This is a genomic window from Lactobacillus leichmannii, assembly GCF_024701915.1.
In the GTDB taxonomy this organism is placed as follows: domain Bacteria; phylum Bacillota; class Bacilli; order Lactobacillales; family Lactobacillaceae; genus Lactobacillus; species Lactobacillus delbrueckii.
Window position 1 is genome coordinate 1 of record NZ_QOCY01000051.1, and the last position, 18,213, is coordinate 18,213.

17 protein-coding genes and 1 pseudogene are annotated in these 18,213 nt (G+C 50.8%); 10 read left to right on the forward strand and 8 right to left on the reverse strand.

The genetic code is table 11. The features are described 5' to 3' along the window. Window positions 1–495: 495 nt before the first annotated feature. Window positions 496–1,650: pseudogene (locus tag DS743_RS09245) on the forward strand (transposase); the annotation flags it as partial. Here DS743_RS09245 and DS743_RS07500 read toward each other — a convergent pair. Both DS743_RS07500 and DS743_RS07505 read right to left on the reverse strand, forming a co-directional pair. Continuing rightward, window positions 1,651–2,394: a PAS domain-containing protein gene (locus DS743_RS07500; protein ID WP_003616046.1), complete on the reverse strand. Its 744-nt coding sequence runs from the start codon at window positions 2,392–2,394 to the stop codon at window positions 1,651–1,653. 201 nt (window positions 2,395–2,595) lie between these two features. After that, window positions 2,596–4,191: an ABC transporter ATP-binding protein gene (locus tag DS743_RS07505; protein WP_035185158.1), complete on the reverse strand. Its 1,596-nt coding sequence runs from the start codon at window positions 4,189–4,191 to the stop codon at window positions 2,596–2,598. A 213-nt stretch (window positions 4,192–4,404) separates the two neighbouring features. On the opposite strand from DS743_RS07505, the gene DS743_RS07510 reads away from it, so the two are divergent. The 3 genes from DS743_RS07510 to DS743_RS07520 all read left to right on the forward strand — a co-directional run bounded on the left by DS743_RS07510 (window position 4,405) and on the right by DS743_RS07520 (window position 7,382). Further along, window positions 4,405–5,472: a hypothetical protein gene (locus DS743_RS07510; protein WP_035185155.1), complete on the forward strand. Its 1,068-nt coding sequence runs from the start codon at window positions 4,405–4,407 to the stop codon at window positions 5,470–5,472. 51 nt (window positions 5,473–5,523) lie between these two features. Then, window positions 5,524–6,438, forward strand: coding sequence for a proline-specific peptidase family protein (locus DS743_RS07515; protein WP_035185153.1), 915 nt, complete (start codon window positions 5,524–5,526; stop codon window positions 6,436–6,438). A gap of 146 nt (window positions 6,439–6,584) precedes the next feature. Continuing rightward, complete coding sequence (locus DS743_RS07520; protein WP_035185151.1) at window positions 6,585–7,382, forward strand: helix-turn-helix domain-containing protein; 798 nt, start codon at window positions 6,585–6,587, stop codon at window positions 7,380–7,382. A 56-nt stretch (window positions 7,383–7,438) separates the two neighbouring features. On the opposite strand, the gene efp is transcribed toward DS743_RS07520, so the two are convergent. Both efp and coaA read right to left on the reverse strand, forming a co-directional pair. Next, window positions 7,439–7,996 carry an elongation factor P gene (gene efp, locus DS743_RS07525; RefSeq protein ID WP_002879354.1) on the reverse strand — a complete coding sequence of 186 codons (558 nt, stop codon included), beginning with the start codon at window positions 7,994–7,996 and terminating at the stop codon, window positions 7,439–7,441. 53 nt (window positions 7,997–8,049) lie between these two features. Then, a complete protein-coding gene (gene coaA, locus DS743_RS07530; RefSeq protein ID WP_035185149.1) occupies window positions 8,050–8,964 on the reverse strand; it encodes a type I pantothenate kinase in 915 nt (304 codons plus the stop codon). A gap of 102 nt (window positions 8,965–9,066) precedes the next feature. Between coaA and DS743_RS07535 the strand changes: the two genes are divergently transcribed. The 3 genes from DS743_RS07535 (at window position 9,067) to DS743_RS07545 (ending at window position 10,963) form a co-directional block, all read left to right on the forward strand. Continuing rightward, entirely contained in the window at window positions 9,067–9,636 is a 570-nt protein-coding gene (locus DS743_RS07535; protein ID WP_035185147.1) for an SGNH/GDSL hydrolase family protein, read from the forward strand. Between the two features lie 128 nt (window positions 9,637–9,764). Next, a complete protein-coding gene (locus tag DS743_RS07540; RefSeq protein WP_035185144.1) occupies window positions 9,765–10,208 on the forward strand; it encodes a LytTR family DNA-binding domain-containing protein in 444 nt (147 codons plus the stop codon). A 5-nt stretch (window positions 10,209–10,213) separates the two neighbouring features. Further along, entirely contained in the window at window positions 10,214–10,963 is a 750-nt protein-coding gene (locus DS743_RS07545; protein WP_035185142.1) for a LiaF domain-containing protein, read from the forward strand. A gap of 61 nt (window positions 10,964–11,024) precedes the next feature. Here DS743_RS07545 and DS743_RS07550 read toward each other — a convergent pair whose 3' ends face one another. The 4 genes from DS743_RS07550 to helD all read right to left on the reverse strand — a co-directional run bounded on the left by DS743_RS07550 (window position 11,025) and on the right by helD (window position 15,786). Next, entirely contained in the window at window positions 11,025–11,855 is an 831-nt protein-coding gene (locus DS743_RS07550) for an amino acid ABC transporter substrate-binding protein (protein ID WP_013440141.1), read from the reverse strand. A 2-nt stretch (window positions 11,856–11,857) separates the two neighbouring features. Then, a complete protein-coding gene (locus DS743_RS07555) occupies window positions 11,858–12,490 on the reverse strand; it encodes an amino acid ABC transporter ATP-binding protein (protein WP_035185141.1) in 633 nt (210 codons plus the stop codon). An 11-nt stretch (window positions 12,491–12,501) separates the two neighbouring features. Continuing rightward, window positions 12,502–13,143, reverse strand: a complete 642-nt coding sequence (locus DS743_RS07560) for an amino acid ABC transporter permease (RefSeq protein ID WP_035185139.1) — start codon at window positions 13,141–13,143, stop codon at window positions 12,502–12,504. A gap of 363 nt (window positions 13,144–13,506) precedes the next feature. Continuing rightward, window positions 13,507–15,786 carry an RNA polymerase recycling motor HelD gene (gene helD, locus DS743_RS07565; protein ID WP_050952876.1) on the reverse strand — a complete coding sequence of 760 codons (2,280 nt, stop codon included), beginning with the start codon at window positions 15,784–15,786 and terminating at the stop codon, window positions 13,507–13,509. A gap of 195 nt (window positions 15,787–15,981) precedes the next feature. On the opposite strand from helD, the gene DS743_RS07570 reads away from it, so the two are divergent. The 3 genes from DS743_RS07570 (at window position 15,982) to DS743_RS07580 (ending at window position 18,122) form a co-directional block, all read left to right on the forward strand. Then, window positions 15,982–16,644 carry a matrixin family metalloprotease gene (locus DS743_RS07570; RefSeq protein ID WP_035185134.1) on the forward strand — a complete coding sequence of 221 codons (663 nt, stop codon included), beginning with the start codon at window positions 15,982–15,984 and terminating at the stop codon, window positions 16,642–16,644. A 14-nt stretch (window positions 16,645–16,658) separates the two neighbouring features. Continuing rightward, complete coding sequence (locus tag DS743_RS07575; protein ID WP_003612110.1) at window positions 16,659–17,312, forward strand: histidine phosphatase family protein; 654 nt, start codon at window positions 16,659–16,661, stop codon at window positions 17,310–17,312. Between the two features lie 117 nt (window positions 17,313–17,429). Then, a complete protein-coding gene (locus DS743_RS07580) occupies window positions 17,430–18,122 on the forward strand; it encodes a glycerophosphodiester phosphodiesterase (RefSeq protein WP_035185132.1) in 693 nt (230 codons plus the stop codon). Window positions 18,123–18,213 lie beyond the last annotated feature (91 nt).

Genomic DNA, 18,213 nt, shown 5'->3' on the forward strand with positions numbered 1-18,213 from the left:
AAAAGAAATACGGCTGGCAGAAAATCTGTCAGCCGTATGGCTTGAGTTGTAAAATCCTGGGAAATTAGCATTCAAGAAAGCTTGCCGATGATGTGGCTGGCAAGAAACGAAAGAATTTCTTACCACACCACTAACAACTTTCGATCCAGCGATGAGGCAAATATGCTTGTTAAGCGGGCGTTCCTCTACTTCACGCAAATGCTCATTGATGAAAATCTGATTAAAGAAAATGCCTTGTTTATCGACGGAACCAAACTTGAAGCAGATGCCAATAAATACTCGTTTGTTTGCAGAAAAGCTGTCGAGAAGTATCACGACAAGCTTAAGAACCATGCCCTTGAGCTCTACGATGAGCTTGTTAAAGAGAACGTCACACAAACGATTGAAAGAGAACAAGAAGCGGCAGGACTTGAAGAAATAGCTAAAAGCACAGAGGCCAAAATTGAAAAGCTAACCGAAGAAATCGATAGCGAAAACCTTGATAAGACAGAAAAATCAGCTCAAAAGCAGTTACGCAGAAAGCTGGAGAAAATAGCTAGGAAACTGCACAAGGACTACATTCCAAGAGCCTACAAATACGAGCAATCAGAGAATATTTTCCAAAGCAGAAACAGCTATTCCAAAACAGACCACGACGCGACCTTTATGCTTATGAAAGAAAACCACATGCGCAACGGACAACTAAAGCCGGGCTATAACATTCAAGCAGCCACATCTAATTAATACGTGATTGATTATGCCATATTTCCTAATCCAACAGATACAAGAACCTTGGTACCTTTCCTAAGTCAAATGGCTCTCCTGTCTCATTTTGAGAACATAGTAGCTGATGCGGGTTATGGCAGTGAGTACAACTATATCACGCTAGTGTAATGTCATACCGAGATTTAAAGCATGCGCAATCAGAACTATAACTGCTGATATAGAGCCGCATGCGTAGTATCCGTGCCAATATTATTAAGATATCATCATGACATTACACTAGAAGATCAGTTTAAGAAGAAATACTACATTCAATACTCGACATACTGAATTGAGAAAACACGCAAATACAAAAAAGATCCAACTAAGGTCGCCAATTGGCACTACGATGAAGCAGATGACTTCTATATCAATCCCCAAGGAGTAAGATTCAGATTCAAAGGTTATAGCAGTAAAGTGGACCGGTACGGCTATAAGCGAGACTTTAAAATTTATGAAGCAGATCCGATTCAAGAAACGGATGAATTAGAAGAAGCCTCTAAAACACCAAAAGGCTATCAGCGCCGCATTACGTACAATCCGACGTGGGAAAACGTTAAAGCCCATGCGAAAGAATATCTTGAGAGCGAAGACGGAAAACGAATCTACAGCTACCGAAAAATAGACGTAGAGTCGATTTTTGGGCATCTCAAGAATGTATTTGGCATGCGCCGAGTTCACCTCCGCGGAAGGAAGAAAGTAGAAACTGATGTAGGATTAGCCTTTATGATGATGAATCTAGTGAAATATTGGAGCAGAGAGCTGCTAAAGCTCTCTTTTTGTCATGCATTGGGAATATTCCCGACAAGCAAAAAAGGTGAAGCTCGAAATATTACATCGAGTTTCACCTTTTTCATTTATCTAAAGTCTAGTTTTTCCCAGACTCTTTTCATATCATTTATCCAGTGATTAGTGGTGGGATGCACCGCTAGTTGCTTCTGGTTCAGCTGCCTTTACTTCTTCCTTGGCAGCATCTGCCTTGGTTGAAGGACCAGTCTTAGCGTCTGGGTCAGAGTTGCGGCGGTAAGTTGCGCCAGTTGCAGCGTCTGGGTCAACAACCAGCTTCTGGCCAGTTACTTCGCAGAAGTACTTCACGAATGGGTAGATGTCTTGAACCCATTCGTAGATACCCATGTAGTTGCCTTCTTCGTCTTCCACTCTCTTGTAGTAGTGCAAAACGAGTTCAGTCAAGTTACCAGTTGGTACTGGCATCCAAACTGCATCATGGCCGCCTTCCTTGGTCCGCAGGGCGTGAACAACCTTCTTGGCATTTGGGATAACGTCACGGATGTCCGGGTGAACGGCGCCCATAGTATCACCGACTTGGGCTGGCACACGGCGGGCCTTCATCTTGTAGTTAGGGTCTTGCGGACGGTTGTACCACAGGAATTGATTGTTGTCGTCCACGTAAGTCATTTCACCGAAAGTGTTGCGGAGCATCCAGTTGATTTGGTTAACCGTCAGCAAACCTGAGTCCAGCTTAACGTAGTCATCGCCTTCAGCAGCATTAACCTTGGCAGCTGCCTTGTCCAGCCATTCAGGGTCGTTCTTTTCCAAGCCGTCAACAGTGTAGCGGCTGTGGCCAGTTGCTTCAAAATCTTCCTTCAAATATTCTTCAGGGTTCATGTCCTGCAGCCATTTTGGTTCTGCCATAATTCAGTCTCCTTCAGTCTTGCAACAAACTATTTTCTTTGTTTCCTTACTTACACTCTCCATTGTATCCTGTAAGCACTTACTTTGCAAGAGCAATATATCATATTTCTTATATGTACAAAAATAGATATTTTTCTTTTTACTAAATTAAAAAGCTTTTTAACATATATTTTGCTGTATAAAAGTAATAAAAAAGCCAGCTTAGGCTGGCTTAACTTTGTCTAAAACAATAATCTGGTCGAACATGGCCTTTTCCACGTCCGAAATCTTGTGGGCGACTTCGATCACCGCTACCTTCGGATTGCCCAGCAAAGTCTCATGGATCTCCAAAGACAGGCGGGGATCCAGGGCACTGGTGGCTTCGTCAGCCAGCAGGATCGGCCGGCCAGACAAGAGGGCCCGGGCAATTTCCACCCGCTGGATCTGCCCGCCGGATAGGTTGTTGCCGTTCTCCCCGACCGGGTAGTCCAGGCCGTTTTCCTGGATCAGGTCATCCAGGCCCGCTTCATGGCAGGCCATGAGCAGCTGTTCTTCATCCACCTGCCGGCCCAGAGTCACGTTAAAGCGGAGGGTGTCGTCAAACATGAAAGGCTTCTGGTTGACGTAGGAGTAGAAGTTGTGGGCCTTGTACCAGTCCCCCGTCACTTCTTCACCGTTGATTAAAATTTCACCATGACTTGGCGTGTAGATGCCCAGCATGAGGCGCAAGAGGGTGGTCTTCCCCCAGCCGGACGGCGCCATCAAGAGGATCTTTTCCCCTGGCTTGACCTTGATGTTCACGTGTTCAAAAATCTGCCGCTTGCTGTGCTTGGTCACGTAGGCCACGTCCCGGATTTCCATGCCGTCAAAGTGGTCGACCGGGTAATTGTCGTCTTTTTGCACGTAATTGAGGGCCCGCTGGGTTCTCTGCCACATCGGCACGGTTGACTTGACCTGGTTGAATTCGTTAAACAAGGTGACCACCGGGCTGATGAAGTTGATGGCCAAGTCGACCATCATAACCAGGGTCCCAACCGCCAGCCGCCCCTGCATCATCATGATCCCGCCGATCGTGCAGGGAATGATGAAGCAGAAAAGTTCCGCTGCTGAGTAGATCAATTCCAGGGCCCAGGCCTGGGTCAAGGTCATGCTCCGAAGGGCCGTTTCCATGTCCCCGGCAGCGCCCATCGCCCGCTTGACGATATTAGTGCGGACGTTGTAGAGGCGGGCTGACTGGGCCCCGTTCAAGCTGTCAGACACGTACTGGGTGTAGACGGCATTCTTCTGGGTCCAGATCTTGGACTTCTTGGTGATGATCTTGCTGGTAATCATCTGCACGCCGGCCGGAGCCAGAGTCGCCACGATAAAGATCAGGGTCATTTCCCAGGAGTTATATAAAGCAAAGGCCAAAGAGCCCACGAAGGTCAAACTTTGGTAGATGATGTCCAGCTGGGCCGTGACCCGGTTGGTTTCGATCTGCTTTAAGTCGTTGGTCATGAAACTCAGCCCGTCCTTGGTGTCCAGGCTGTTTTGGTCGATCAGGTAGCGGAGGTTGGCCTCTTTCAAGGTCATGTTCACGCTTCTGATGATGTTCATTTTGGTCGTTTCATAGAAGAAATTGCTGGCCATGAACAAAAGCTGGCCCCCGGCCGTCAAGGCCGCGAAGCCGACCAGGCGGCCGTAATCAGCCTTGCCGGAAGAGGCAATGTTCAGCATGACCTTGAGCATGTAGGCCACGAACAAAACATTGCAGGCCTTGATGGCGGCCAGGAAGCTGAACAGGGCTACCTGGCTTTTCCGTGCGTATTTGAGACTCATTGGATAATCCCTCTCTTTCATAAACATTATAGCAATCTTTCCTATTTTTGCCGCCAGCATTGATATAATTAAGATAATCCTAAGAAAGTAAAATCTTGCTAAAGTCTGATTCTTGGCAAAGCGTGACAATTTTTTAAAAAAGAGAAAAAGACCGGAAAGACTAGCGGGAAAAACAAAGAATAAAAACTAGAAAGAAACGAGAAGACAAAATAAATGAAATTAGTTGAACTGCATACCAAAGCCGACCAATTATCCGGCAGCTACTATCTGGGCTACCTAGTCTACCAAAGCGCGGACGCGGCCACACTCATCAGCCTGGACGACGACGCCAATGCCGGCGGGGTCTTGGTCATCAATAACCAGGACATCCTGACCAGCGTCGACGAATCCCCCAGCCTGGCCTACTGCCAGCACCTGATCGATGAAGGCAAGTCGACCGACCCCTTCGCCCTCATGCCCCTCAACCAGGAGCTCCTGAAGACGCCTTTGACCAGCCTTAGCGCGGCCAGCCAAGCCGCACTGGAGAAGGACCTGGTCGTCAATATCACCTTAACCAGCGGGATCGTCTACACCGGCATCATCGCCTTAGCCGGTCCAACCGAAATCCAGCTGAAGCAGATCGGGGACGACTACGAGCTGGACCCTCTCTGCCTGGTCATCCCCCTGTCTGCCATCTCCAGCCTGGAATTAAACGCTCCTTTAAACAAGCTCTGGAAAAAGTACCAGACGGTTAAAGAGCAGTTTGCCGGCCAGAATCCCTACGGCTTAGTTGAACTTTACCTGGACTGGCTGGATGACGCCCGCTTTGGCAGCTGCCTTTTGGGCCTGGTCCTGGACCAAAGTGACCAGTTCCTGCTTTTTGAAAGCTTGAATGACTATGGGCAATTAGAATCCATCTGCCTGGTCAACAGAGAAGACGTGATTCATGAATCAGTAAATTCCGCGGCTATCGACTTCTCCAGCTTCCTGGTCGCCTACAACCAGAAAAATGAAATTTTTGATCCGGGCCACTTGGGCAAATTAGCCCAGTCCTTAGACCATGTCCCAACTGCCCGGGAAGTGATTGAAAAAGCCGGCAAGCAACTGGTCAGCGTTGACGACTATGAATTAGCCGGGGAAAACCTGGGCTACGTGACCGCGGTAGACGAAGCAGGCTTCACCATTGAGGACCCGGAAAGCGGGCAGGAAGTCAGCCACCTTTTTGAAAACGTCTGTGCCTTGGACTTGGCCAGCACCGAGCTGGAAAAAATGCGGGAATTTCTGGCAGCCCAAAACCAGTAGGCAAATAAGGCATATAATGAACTAGATAGTTATAGTTAGGAGATTTTTCCAATGAAACAAGGAACGACGATTTTGACTTTGGACAATGGCTACCATCTTTGGACCAACACCCAAGGGACAGGTGATATCCACCTGCTCTGCCTGCACGGGGGCCCGGGCGGCAACCACGAATACTGGGAAGATACGGCTGAACAATTAAAGAAGCAGGGCTTGAACGTCCAGGTCCACATGTACGACCAGCTGGGCTCCCTTTACTCTGACCAGCCGGACTACAGCGACCCAAAGATCGCGGACAAGTACCTGACTTACGAATACTTCCTGGACGAAGTTGAAGAAGTCCGGCAAAAGCTGGGCATCGATAACTTCTACTTGATCGGGCAAAGCTGGGGCGGCCTTTTGGTCCAGGAATACGCGGTTAAGTACGGAGACCACTTGAAGGGGGCCATCATCTCCTCCATGGTTGACGACATCGACGAATACGTGGCCGCGGTCAACCGCCGCCGGCAAGAAGTCCTGCCGCAGACCGAAATCGACTTCATGCACGAATGCGAAGCCAAGAACGATTACGCCAACCAGCGCTACCAGGACGACGTGCAGATTCTGAACATCAATTTTGTTGACCGCAAGCAGCCTTCCAAGCTCTACCACCTGGGCAACCTGGGCGGCACGGCTGTCTACAACGCCTTCCAGGGCGACAACGAATTCGTCATCACGGGCAAATTGAAGGACTGGCACTTCAGAAGCGAACTGCCAAAGATCAAGGTGCCAACCTTGCTGACTTTTGGCGAAGTGGAAACCATGCCTCTGGAAACGGCCAAAACCATGCAGAAACTGATTCCTAACTCCCGCCTGGTCACTACTCCTGACGGCGGCCACCACCACATGGTCGACAACCCCGATGTCTACTACAAGCACCTGGCTGACTTCATTAGGGAAGTTGAAGCCGGCATTTTCCAAGGCGAATAAGATTATGAAGTCCTTATTTTTGAGGGCTTTTTTTGTAAAAGAAATCTTAACCTTTGGTAAAAGATCCAAAGACTTCTGCCTTAGCTTTTAGCCATTTTCAAGTAAAATAGGCTAAGACTAATCAGAAGCGTTTAGGAGGCAAAACTTTGACAATCGGTAAAGAACTACAGAAACAGCGCCGCGCCAAGCAGCTCAGCCTGGAAGCCGTTAGTCAAACCCTGCGGGTCGACCAGGCGACTCTGCAAAAGATTGAAGCCGATGATTTTCAAGGCTTAAACCCGGTCATGGTCAGAAGCTGCATCCGGCAATATGCCAGTCTGCTGGGGTTAGACGGGGCACAGCTGCTCGACCAGTTTACTGAGCCGGCCGCCGCCGGCAAGGACATTCCGGCTGCTAAGCCAGCCAGTCCAGTTAAAGAGAAGGTAACTGAAGTCCGGGCTGCTAATCCGGCGCCAGTTAAGGAGGCCAGCCCGGCCGGCAAGGCCAAGGAAATTTTGGACAAGAGCAAGGTGCCGCATGGCTTCAAGGCAATTTTTAAATTCTTTGACGCCATCAACTTGGACAAGCTCTTAAAGATCGGGATCTGGGTCATCCTAGGCCTGGCCGTGGTCGGGTCCGTAGCCGGCGGCTTCAATGCCCTGGCTTCTAAACCCACCAGCATTTCCCACTCATCCAGCTCTTCCAGCTCCTCGTCACCATCATCATCTTCTTCATCTAAGCCAGCTCAAGATGATTCCGCTAAGCCTGATGAAAACAAGCCAAGCCATGATGACCAGTCGAGCCAGCCGAGCCAAAGCCAAAGTAAAGAAGAGCAGGTCAGCTCTTCTAGTGAAGCCAGCTCTTCTAGTTCCGTGGCCAGCTCATCTAGCCAAGAACAGAGTAGACAGGCCTCTTCCTCTAGCAGCCAGTCAAGCACTGACACGACGACTGATACAAACGAATAAAGTGCATGCAAAAAGCGCCCGGGTAACCGGACGCTTTTCGTTTACTTTTTTTGGCCTTAAGCCCGGCCCTTGTAAGTCCCTTCCAGGGTGTTGATGACCAGTTCGTCGCCTTCGTTGATGAAGTCAGGCACAGTCACAACCAGGCCGGTTTCCATAGTGGCTGGCTTGCCGCCGGAAGCTGCGGTTGCCCCCTTAATGCCTGGCTGGGTTTCTACTACCTTCATGTTGACAGTTGATGGCAATTGCACAGCCAAAAGTTCCCCGTCTTCAGTGAATTCCAGGATAACTTCGATATTTGGCATCAGGTACTTGACGTCGTCACCCAGTTGGTCGCCGGAAATCGCGTATTGTTCGTAGGTTTCCGTGTCCATGAAGTTGTAGCTGTCGCCTTCAGCGTACAGGTATTGGGCGTTCTTCTTGACGACTTCGACCAGCTCGATCTTTTCACTTGGCCGCATGGTCTTGTGGATCACGCTGCCGGCCCGGACGTCACGCAGGTCCATTTGCATAACGGTGTTGCCCTTGCCTGGCTTGTGGTGGTTAGCCGCCATAACCAGCATCAGCTTGCCGCCATCGTCAAAAATCATGCCTTTTTTCAATTCAATTGCTTGCATAAAAAAATCTCCCTAATAAATTTTTTATCACTGTTCTTCATTATACCATTGACTTAAAAGCCGCGAAGGTAAATTTTGTCAATCAAGTGCCCCTCAACCTTATGCAGGATCAAATTGGCCCGCTCCTTGGTCGGGGCGATGTACTGGCGGAGGTTGACCAGGTTGACCATCTGCCAGGTTTCTTCCGCCAGGCGCAGGGACTCGTCTTCCGGCCCGTTGGCCAGCTTGTAGTAGAAGTTGCTTGGGTCATTCTTCTTCATTTTCATGATCTTCTTGAAGCGTTGCATATACCACTTTTCAATCAAGTCTTCTTCCGCATCGATATAAATTGAAAAGTCAAAAAAGTCGCTGGTCACCAGCTGGCCGCTTTCCGGCAGCTGCAGGGTGTTGATCCCTTCGATGATCAAGATGTCGGGCTTTTCCACATGGCCATAGCGGCCCGGGACGATGTCACTTAATTCCTGGGAATACAGGGGATAAACGACGTCATTTTTTCCGCTGACCACGTCTTGGAGGAAGTCTCTGAGCATCTGCATGTTGTAGCTTTCCGGGAAACCCTTCCTGGGCATCAGCTTCCGCTTCTCCAGCTCCTGGTTGGGGTAGATGAAGCCATCAGTGGTCATCATCTGGGTCTTTAAGTCCGGGTAATACCGGGTCAAGAGCAGCTGCAAAAGGCGGGCAGTCGTGGACTTACCCACGGCAACTGAGCCGGAAATGCCGATAATATAAGGCACCTTGCTTTCCGGCAGCTGCAAAAATTCTGCCTTCTTAGCGGCTGTCGCCTGCTTGGCCTGGTAGGCCAGGTGGATATAGTTCAGCAGGGTCTGGTAGATTTCATCGACGTCCTTGACGTCCAGCTGGTCGCCCAAAGACTTGACCTTGGCCAGCTCTTCATTAGTCACCGCCAGCTCGGTCTTGGGGGTTAAAGCCGCCCAGGCCTGCCGGCTGAATTCAGTATAGTTTCGCATTCTTTTTACTTGTCCTTTTCTCATTCTTTATCTATTATAGTAGAAAAAGCAGGAGAAACTGGCAAATGCCAGCTTCATTTTTCAAAGAAATGAGTGAAACAGATGAAGAAAGTCGTGCTTTTTGGCGATTCAATTTTTAACGCGTATGACGGGCAAAAGGATACCGACCGTTTGACCAAGGCCTTGGCCAAGCGGCTGGGAGACGCTTACGAGGTCGTGAACATCTCGGTCAGCGGTGCCTGCGCCCAGGACGTCCTGCCCAGAGTCGGCAGTCTGCCTGCCTGCGACATTTTGGTCGTAGAGTACGGGACCAACGACGCCGCCAGCTGGGGCTGCAGCGCCTATGACTACCAAGAAGGGCTGGAAAGCTTGATCAAGCAGGCCCAGAAGGTAACCGGGGCCAGCGATACTCTAGTTTTAGCTCCGTCCATGCCGGATTTGACGAACCCGGAAATGGCCGCGGCCTACTCCTTGGAGAAGCTGGACGAGTACGTCGACATCGTGCAAAGAGACGCCGGAAAGACCAACTCCTTCTTCTTCGACTTGACCCACAAGATGGAAAAGCTGAAGGACCTGCCTTCCTTCATGATTGCAGACGGCCTCCACTACAGCGAAAAAGGGATCTCCTGGCTGGCCGATGTCCTGGCTGACCAAATCAATAAGATGGCATAGGAAAAGCGTCCGGTTACCCGGGCGCTTTTTGCATGCCGCTTAAACAGGAAAAATGACCGCTTGCGCGTCTGCTCTTTCATTTTTGCTTAATCTTCTTCATAATAAAATCTGAAAAGGGGGGAGAAAAGATGCAGGTAGAGTTTAAACAAGACAAGCAGCTAAAAGAAGACCAGCTCATCATCAAGGCCAAGAAACTGACGCCGGAAATCGAAGCGGCTCTGGCCTTTTTGGAAGAAAAACTGGCCCAGAAGATCACGGTCTATCAAGGCAGCGATGAAATCATCCTGCCCCTAACCAACATTCTCTTTTTTGAGACCAGTGACCGGCACGTCTGGGCTCATGACCGGGAAGGCAGCTACCTGGTCAAGCAGACCTTGCGGCAGCTGGAAGCCAGCCTGCCCAGCGACTTTGACCGGGCTTCCAAGAGTGCCCTGGTCAACTGCCGGCAAATCAATGCCGTCAAGCGGTCCATTACGGGCTGCGAGCTTGGCTTTACCGCTTCTTACAAGAAGGTCTTCGTCTCCCGCCGCTACTACCAAACCCTGATCAGCCATTTGCACGAAATGAGGTAAGCACAATGAACAAGAACAGAAAGTCCGCGGTCAGATGGGGCTTGATCCTGATCGCTATCGCCATCCCCTTGATTTTAAGCCAGCTTTTTCCAGACTACTTTACCCTTTTTAAGCTCTTCAACTTAAGTTGGGGCCAGGTCTTCTGGGTTCTCCTCTTAGCCTGGATCGCCTGGACCAGCTTCAAGAACCGGGCCCTCTTCTTTGGAATTTTTGCCAGCGGCTTGATCGTCAAAACCATCAGCGAAGCTAGCCACTTCTTTAAATGGACCGGCTACATGTACCTGGCCCTCTTCCTAATCGCCCTGGGCTGCCAGCTTTTGGCCGGAGGAAGCCAGCTGGAGGTCAAGATGAATGTAAAAACTGGCAAGAAAGACGATGACGGCACTAGCCTTAGCTACAGCGAATCAATCGGCGAAAATGGCGAAAAAGTTTCCATCGAATCCGTCTTCTCCAAATGCGTCCGCTACGTTCACAGCCAGGCCTTGCGCAAATTATCCGTCTCCACCGTCATGAGTCCGGTAACCATCTACTTGGACCAGACCCAGCTCAAGGATGGACGCGGCAAGCTGGATTTGGATGCGGTCTTCTCCAAAGTTGATATCTACATTCCCAGAGAATGGGAGGTCCAAGCCGACTCCAGCCCGGTCTTCTCCCGCTTCACCGCCCTTAACCCCAGCGGTTTAACAGCGGATTCACCCCTTTTAAAAATCGATGCTGACCTGGTCTTCAGCCAAGTCACCATTCACCGGGTCTAAAAAAACTGTTCAGTTCCTTATTTAATAAGGCTGAACAGTTTTTCTTTTATTCTATTTTGTTCTAATCAACCTTGCCCAAGTAATTTGACTTTTGTCCGAACCACTTCTGGTTGATCTTGGCCAAAGTCCCGTCGGCCTGCAGCTCCGCCAGGGCCTGGTTGATCTTCTTTTTCAAGTTCTTGTCGCCCTTCCGCATCCCTACCGCGAACAAGTCCTCTGGCACCTCTTTGTTCAAGATGACCTGGTAAGACTTTGAGTCTGCCTCGTGCTTGATGTAGTATTCCGCGTAGGTTTCATCCAGGAGGATCCCCTTGATTCTGCCGGCGTTGAGGTCCAAGAAGGCTGACGGAATAGTGTCGTAAAGGACCTTGCTCTTCGGCTTAATGACCTTTTGGCTGCCATCCAGCCAGATCTGGGCGGTTGACCCGCTCTGGGCCCCGATTGCCTGCCCCTTCATCTGGGCAAAGGACTTGATCCCGCTGGACTTCTTCACGACCAAAACCTGCCGGTTTCGCAAGTAGCTGCGGCTGAAGGCAACTTTTTTCTTCCGCTGGCTGGTCACGCTGTAGCCGTTCCAAAGAACGTCAATCGTCCCGTTTCGCAGCTCCGTTTCCTTCATGGACCAGTCGATAGTCTGGAAGTCCGCCTTAAGGCCCAGCTTCTTGCACACGGCCTTGGCTAAGTCGACGTCGTAGCCGACCAGTTGGCCATCTTTTTGCCGGAAGTCCATGGGCACGAAGGTGTCATCCAAGCCGATCACCAGGCTGCCCCGCTTTTTAATCTTAGCCCAGGTGTCTTTTTGGTTGGCTTCTTTAGTTAAATTGCTGCAGGCTGTCGTCAAAAAGCAGGACAAGACCAGGCCCAGCAGCAGGATTCTCTTAAACCATTTCATTGCTAATGCTCCAATGTCTTAACCTCTAGGACCTGGTCGGCCACCTTTTTGGCAAAGTCCATGTCATGGGTGATAATCAATTGGGTCAGGCCTGACTCCTTCAAGCTCAAGATGAGGTCGGCCACCTGGTCCCGCAAGGCCGAATCCAAAGCACTGGTCGGTTCATCGTAGCAGAGCATCTTCGGCTGCATGGCCAAAGCCCGGGCGATGGCTACCCGCTGCTTCTGCCCGCCGGAGAGCTGGTAAGGGTAAAGGCCGCCCTTGTCCGCCATCTGCAGCTTCGTCAAAAGCTCCTTGGCCTTGGCTTCCGCTGTTGCCTTGTCTTCTTTTAGCGCCAGCTGGGGAGCCAGGGTGATGTTTTCCAAAACTGACATGTTGGGGAAAAGGTTAAAGTCCTGGAAGACCACGCCCACGGCGCCCCGCTCTTCCTGGCTAAGCTCGTATTTTTCCCCGTCCAGGCTCATGCTGCCCGCGTCAGCTGTTTCAAGGCCGGCCACGATCCGCAGAAGGGTCGTCTTCCCGGCCCCGGAAGGACCAACCACCGTGAGGATTTCCCCGTCCTTCAGGCTGAAGTTCATATTTTGCAAAATCTGCCGGTTGCCAAAAGACTTGGCTAAGTTTTTTACTTCAAGCATGTTTAGTCCTCCTATCTGTAGTATGAGTAGTGCTTTTCCAGCTGCCGCAAAAGCAAAGTGCACAGGCCGATCAAAAGCAGGTAGATCAAGGCTACCAAAACCAGCGGCACTAAAGTCACGTCCCGGGCCGTAGCCAGGTTGCCGGCTCTGAGCAAGTCGCCCAAACCGATCACGTAGACCAGGGAGGAGTCCTTGACCAGGTTGATCACTTCATTGCCGATTGAGGGCAGGACGATTTTTATTACCTGGGGAATAACGATCTTTCTGAGGGTCTGCCCGTAAGTCAATTGCAGGACCTTGGCTGCCTCAAACTGTCCCCGGTCGATGGCCTGGTTGCCGCCCCGGAAGATTTCAGCAAAGTAGGCCGTGTAGTTCAGGACAAAGGCCACCAAAGCCGCCATATAGCGGGGGAAGGTCAAGCCGACGATCGGCAGGCCGTAGAAAACAAAGATCAGCTGCAGCAAAAGTGGGGTCCCCCGCATCAGCCAAACGTAGAAGTTGAGTAGCCACTTCAATGGGGCAAAGCGGCTGCTTAAGCCGAAGGAGACCAGGATCCCCAAAGGCAGGGATAAGATCAATGTTTCAAAAAAGATTTGCAAGGTCATCCCCGCCCCGCTGAAAAGGGAGGGAAGTATTTCCATAACATATTTCATTCGTTTTACCCGCTTCCTAGAAAAAGAAAATAAAAAAGTCCTCCCGGCCCCAAAGGGCCAAGAGGACGCGTCAGCGTGATTCCACCTCGTGTTCACCGGTCCCTCGCGGCAACCGGCCTCACCAGCTTGAGAAAGCCTTCAAGCTGCAGCGGTAACGGGCTGACCCGGAAGGAGTTACTAAGCCTTCACCCCTCCTGCTCACAGACGTGTGTTCAGCCAGCCCTCGCTCCCCTTTCCACCAGCGGGAAGTCTCTATCTGTCCAGGCAGGCCTACTTCTTCTGTTCATCGCGTGAAATATAACCGACTCTAAGTCTGTTTTTAGTAATATTAAACTAATATTAAAAAGCCGTCAAGCTTTTCTTTTACTTTTTTACAAAAGTTGCTTCATTAGTTGGCAAAAGCGGACTCTTTTCACCAGCGTAAACCAGGTCCAGCTTGTACATGGCCCGGGAAGCGATCGTGTAGACCAGCTGGGTCTCGTCTTCTTCGTGGTAGGCCGCTTTAGAGGCATCCCACATGATTACGGCGTCAAATTCCAGCCCCTTGGCCAGGTAGGACGGCAAGACCAGGTTCCCTTCCACCAGGCGCTGGTTGGCGCTGGAGATAAGGTGGACCCCCTCAAGCTGGTCAGCCAGCTTTTTAGCCGCCTCCAGGTCCTTAGTGATGATGGCAGTCGTCAGCTTTTGGGCGTCATTTTCCGCTAAAGCTGCTTTCAAAGCCGCTAAAGCTTCTGCTTCATCACTTCTGCCCCAGACTTGCGGCAAAGGCCCCTGCCGGTTGAAACTTTCGATTTTTTCACCATGGCGGAGGATCTGCTTGGTGTAGTCAGTCAGCTGCTTGGTTGACCGGTAGGACTTGGTCAACTGAACCAGCTTGGTCTTTTCCGGGTCAAAGAGGCCGGAGATCTGCTTTAAGAGGCTGCTGCTCTCGTCCTTGGTAAAAATCGCCTGGTTCAAGTCGCCCAGCATGGTGAACTTGGCCCGGGGGAAGTTGTAGCGCAGATAGGCCAGCTGGAAGGCTGAGTAGTCCTGGATTTCGTCGATAAAGCAGTAGCGCATTTCCAGGTTAGTCTGGCGGGCAATGATCTGGTCGTAAAGGTAAAGATAGGCTGAAGCATCCCGGAGGTCAATTTCCTGCTCTTTGAACTTAGCCTTAACTTCTTCAACATGGGCCAGCCATTCTTCTTCGCTGATCCCGTACTTGGCCAGGTCCGTCATCTTCGGCACGGCCCGCAAAAAGGCCAGGTACTGACCCCGCAAGTTCAAGAAGCCGTTGTGGTTGATCCGGCGGGCAAGCTTGGACAGGTGCTTGATAACGATTTTTTTGCCCAGGAAGGCCCGTTCCGCCTTTTCTGAAGAGAATTCCTGGTCCGGCCGGTCGTACATGTCCAGCATCTGCTCGTGGCTGAGCCCTTCGATTTCCCGGCTGACCCAGACCTTGCGGGCTTCACTGGCCACCCGTTTGTTCAAGCGGCGGATCAGTTCCTCGCGGGTAGCGTCAATCCGGTTGCCCAGCTTGTAGTTTTCATTGAAGGAGTAGTAGAGCTCCTTGATTTCTTCCTTGCTGAAAAACGGCTTCTTTTTGGTCCGGAAATAGATATTGCGGAAAATCATGCCGGACTGGTTCAGGTGCTGGCCGTAGCGGGTAGCCAGCTTGTAGAAGGCCAGCGAATCCTTGAAGCGACCGATTGCCGTGTCAGCCTGCCGGTCTTCAAACTGGTCAAAGAGGTTCTGCACCTTCATCTTCGGCAAGCGGCGGGCGATAAACTGCCAGTAGGTCATCTGGACCATGTTCTGCTCGCCCATTTCCGGCAGGACGTTTTCGATGTAGTCGTTAAAAAGCTGGTTAGGACTGAACATGATCACATTCCCGCTCTTGAGGTTGCCCCGGTAGCGGTACAAGAGGAAGGCGATCCGCTGCAGGATGGCACTGGTCTTGCCAGACCCGGCCGCCCCCTGGACAAAGAGCAGGTCGCTGGTCGTATCCCGGATAATCTTGTTTTGCTCCTTTTGGATGGTCTTGACGATGGACTTCATCTGGATGGAGGACTTTTCTGACAGAACTTCCATCAGCATCTGGTCGCCGATGGTTTCGTCAGTGTCGAACATGTTGATGATGGTTCCGTCTTCGATCATGAACTGCCGCTTCTTGCTCATGTCGACTTCAACCGGCCCTTCTGGTGAGTAGTAGGTTACCTTGCCGATCTTGCCATCGTAGTAGATTGAGGAGATCGGGGCCCGCCAGTCATAGATCAAAAGCTCATTGTTCTCGTCCATGAAGGAGGCCAGGCCGATGTAGATACTTTCCGGCTCTTCACCAGCCTCCTCAAAGTCGACCCGGGCGAAGTAAGGATGGACATGCAGCCGCTTTAAAGTAGCCAGTTCGCGGGCGTTGACCTGCCAGGCAGTGTCGCGTTCTTTGAGCATTTGCTGCTGCTGCTGAATCGACAGGGCCGTGTCCATTGAGGTCGAGTAGTCGTCATAGTCCAGGCGAATATCATCATAGAAGTGGGCGCTGATGTTGCGGGCTTCGGCCTTGTCTTTAGCGATAGCCTGCTTGAGCTGGTCCCCCTTTTGATCAATCTTTTGCAGGACCTGGTCCAGGTGGGCTTGTTCTGCTTTGCGGTCTGAGTTTTCTACCATGTAATATATGCACCTTTTCTAAAAAAATAAACTCCAACAGCTTTTCTTTGAAAAAACTTGCCTAATATTCTACCATTTTTCAGCTTAAAACTAAAGCCAGACCGCCTTAGGAAAAGCTTAAGCAGTTTCAGCGGCCTTTTTGCTAGGAAAAAGAGCTGGCAAATCTTATAATAATTAGCGCAAAGGAGAAAATTGATGCGACGATTTTTTAATTTCATCAAGAACCTGCTCATCTTAGCGATCATGGCCGCGGCCGTGGTCAACTACCATGAGCAAATACAGACTTTCCTGCTGGAAGCAGCGGGCACGGCCAGCACTTATCTGGAGCAGAAAGGCTTAAAGAGCAAGACTCTGGATTTAAGCGGCGGCGTCGTTGCTGAAAGCAATAAGAAGGTCACTAAGAACACGACCGGCTACCGCTGGCCAAAGGCGACGGCCAAGGTCTACATCGGGGTCAAGCAAACCGACCTCTACAACGCCACGGTCAATGCCATGGCAGCCTGGAACCAGACGGGAGCTTTTACCTTTAAGCAGACTAAAAACAAGAAGAACGCCCAGATCGTGGTCGTGGCCAACTCCAAGAACAACGGGGCAGCAGGCCTGACTACCTACAAGTATCTCAGCCACACTAACCGGCTCTACTCAGTCCAGGTGGCTCTGAACACCTACTATCTGGAAAACGACTATTACAACTACACGCAGGCCAGAATCGTCAACACGGTTGAACACGAATTAGGCCACGCGATCGGCTTAGACCACCGGACCGGGGTTACTGTCATGTACCCGACCGGATCCATCTACACGATCCAGCCAAAGGACATCAAGCTGGTTAAGAAGATTTACAAGAGCAAGTCATAAGGCAAGTTAGAAAAATGAAACGGATTTATCTGGTTAGACACGGGAAAACTTTTATCAACAAGTACAACAAGATGCAGGGCTGGTGCGACACCCCCTTGACTGACGAAGGCCGGGAAGGCGCAGAAAAGGCCGCTGAGGCCTTGCAGGAGCTGCCCTTGGACATTGCCCTGTCTAGCAACACTTTACGGGCCAGCGAGACCTGTGAAATCATCATGGAGAAGAACTGCAACAGGGACCTGCTCCAGCACCTGGCCTACCCTTACTTCAGAGAGCATTTCTACGGCTACTTTGAGGGGATGGACAATGACGTGGCCTGGCGGATGGTCGGCGCGGCCCACGGCTTTACTAACGCCGCTGATTTAGCTGAACACGCGACTTGCGACCAGATAGCTGACTGGACCAAGGAGGCTGACCCCTACCACGATGCTGAAGACAGCAAGGAATTTTGGGCCCGCTGGCAGAAAGGTTTTGACTTGATCCAGCAATTGGACGGGGCAGAAAATATCCTGCTGGTCAGCCACGGTTTTGCCATCAAGACCCTGGCCCAGAAATTTGCGGTGGACGGGATCGACACGACCGTTCACCCGAGAAATTCATCAATTTCGACTTTAGTGATGGACGAAGCTGGCAATTTGCAGATGACCAGTTACAACAAATTGCAACTGTAATTTTTACCAGATTTTTACGGACAAAAGGCCTTGCAAGTTAGCATAGAGCTACTATAATATGAGCCGGCAAGAGAAAAAAGCAAGATTCCAGTTTAAGGATGGAGCGCAATTAAATATATGAGAACGAAGATTTTTGGTCACCGCGGTTATCCAGCCAAGTTCCCGGAGAATTCCCTGGAGGGCTTTGACTACTGCATGCATCACGGAGCTGAGGGGATCGAATTCGATGTCCACTTAACCCGTGACGGGGTGCCAGTGATCATGCATGATGAGAACATCAAGCGGACCACTAATGGCAAGGGCCTGATCAAGGATTTCAGCTTGGCGGAATTGGACCAGTTCCACCTGGCCAATGGCGAGCGGATCCCCCGTTTGAAGGACCTCTTCCAGCTGACTGAAGAATCTGGCTATGAAGGCCAGCTGAATCTGGAGATGAAGACCAATAAGTTCGATTATCCAGGCTTGCCGGAGAAGATTTTTGCCCTGGCGGACCAGTTCAAGTTCAAGCAGGAGATCATCTACTCCTCCTTTAATTTGCAGACCTTGATCCACGCGCAGAAGACCCGGCCGGAGGAAAACTACAATTTCTTGACCGACAAGCGGATCAAGGACCCGGCAGCTTTTGTCAAGGAGCACGGCTTTAAGGGGGTCCACCCCAAGCGCTTGCTCGACACGGACACGCCGGAGCGAATCTGGACGGTGGACAGTCCCCTGCGGGCCAAGAAGATTATTGAGTACGGCGCGGCCGGCTTTTTCACCAACAAGTTCGAAGATATGATGGACCTGCGCAAGCGGGTGGCAAATTACTAACGCGAATATATGAGGAGAGTTGCCTTAGCGGGCAGCTCTTTTTTGCGTGGTATGACATAAGTTAAGCGCTATATCAAGTGTTGTATCCAGT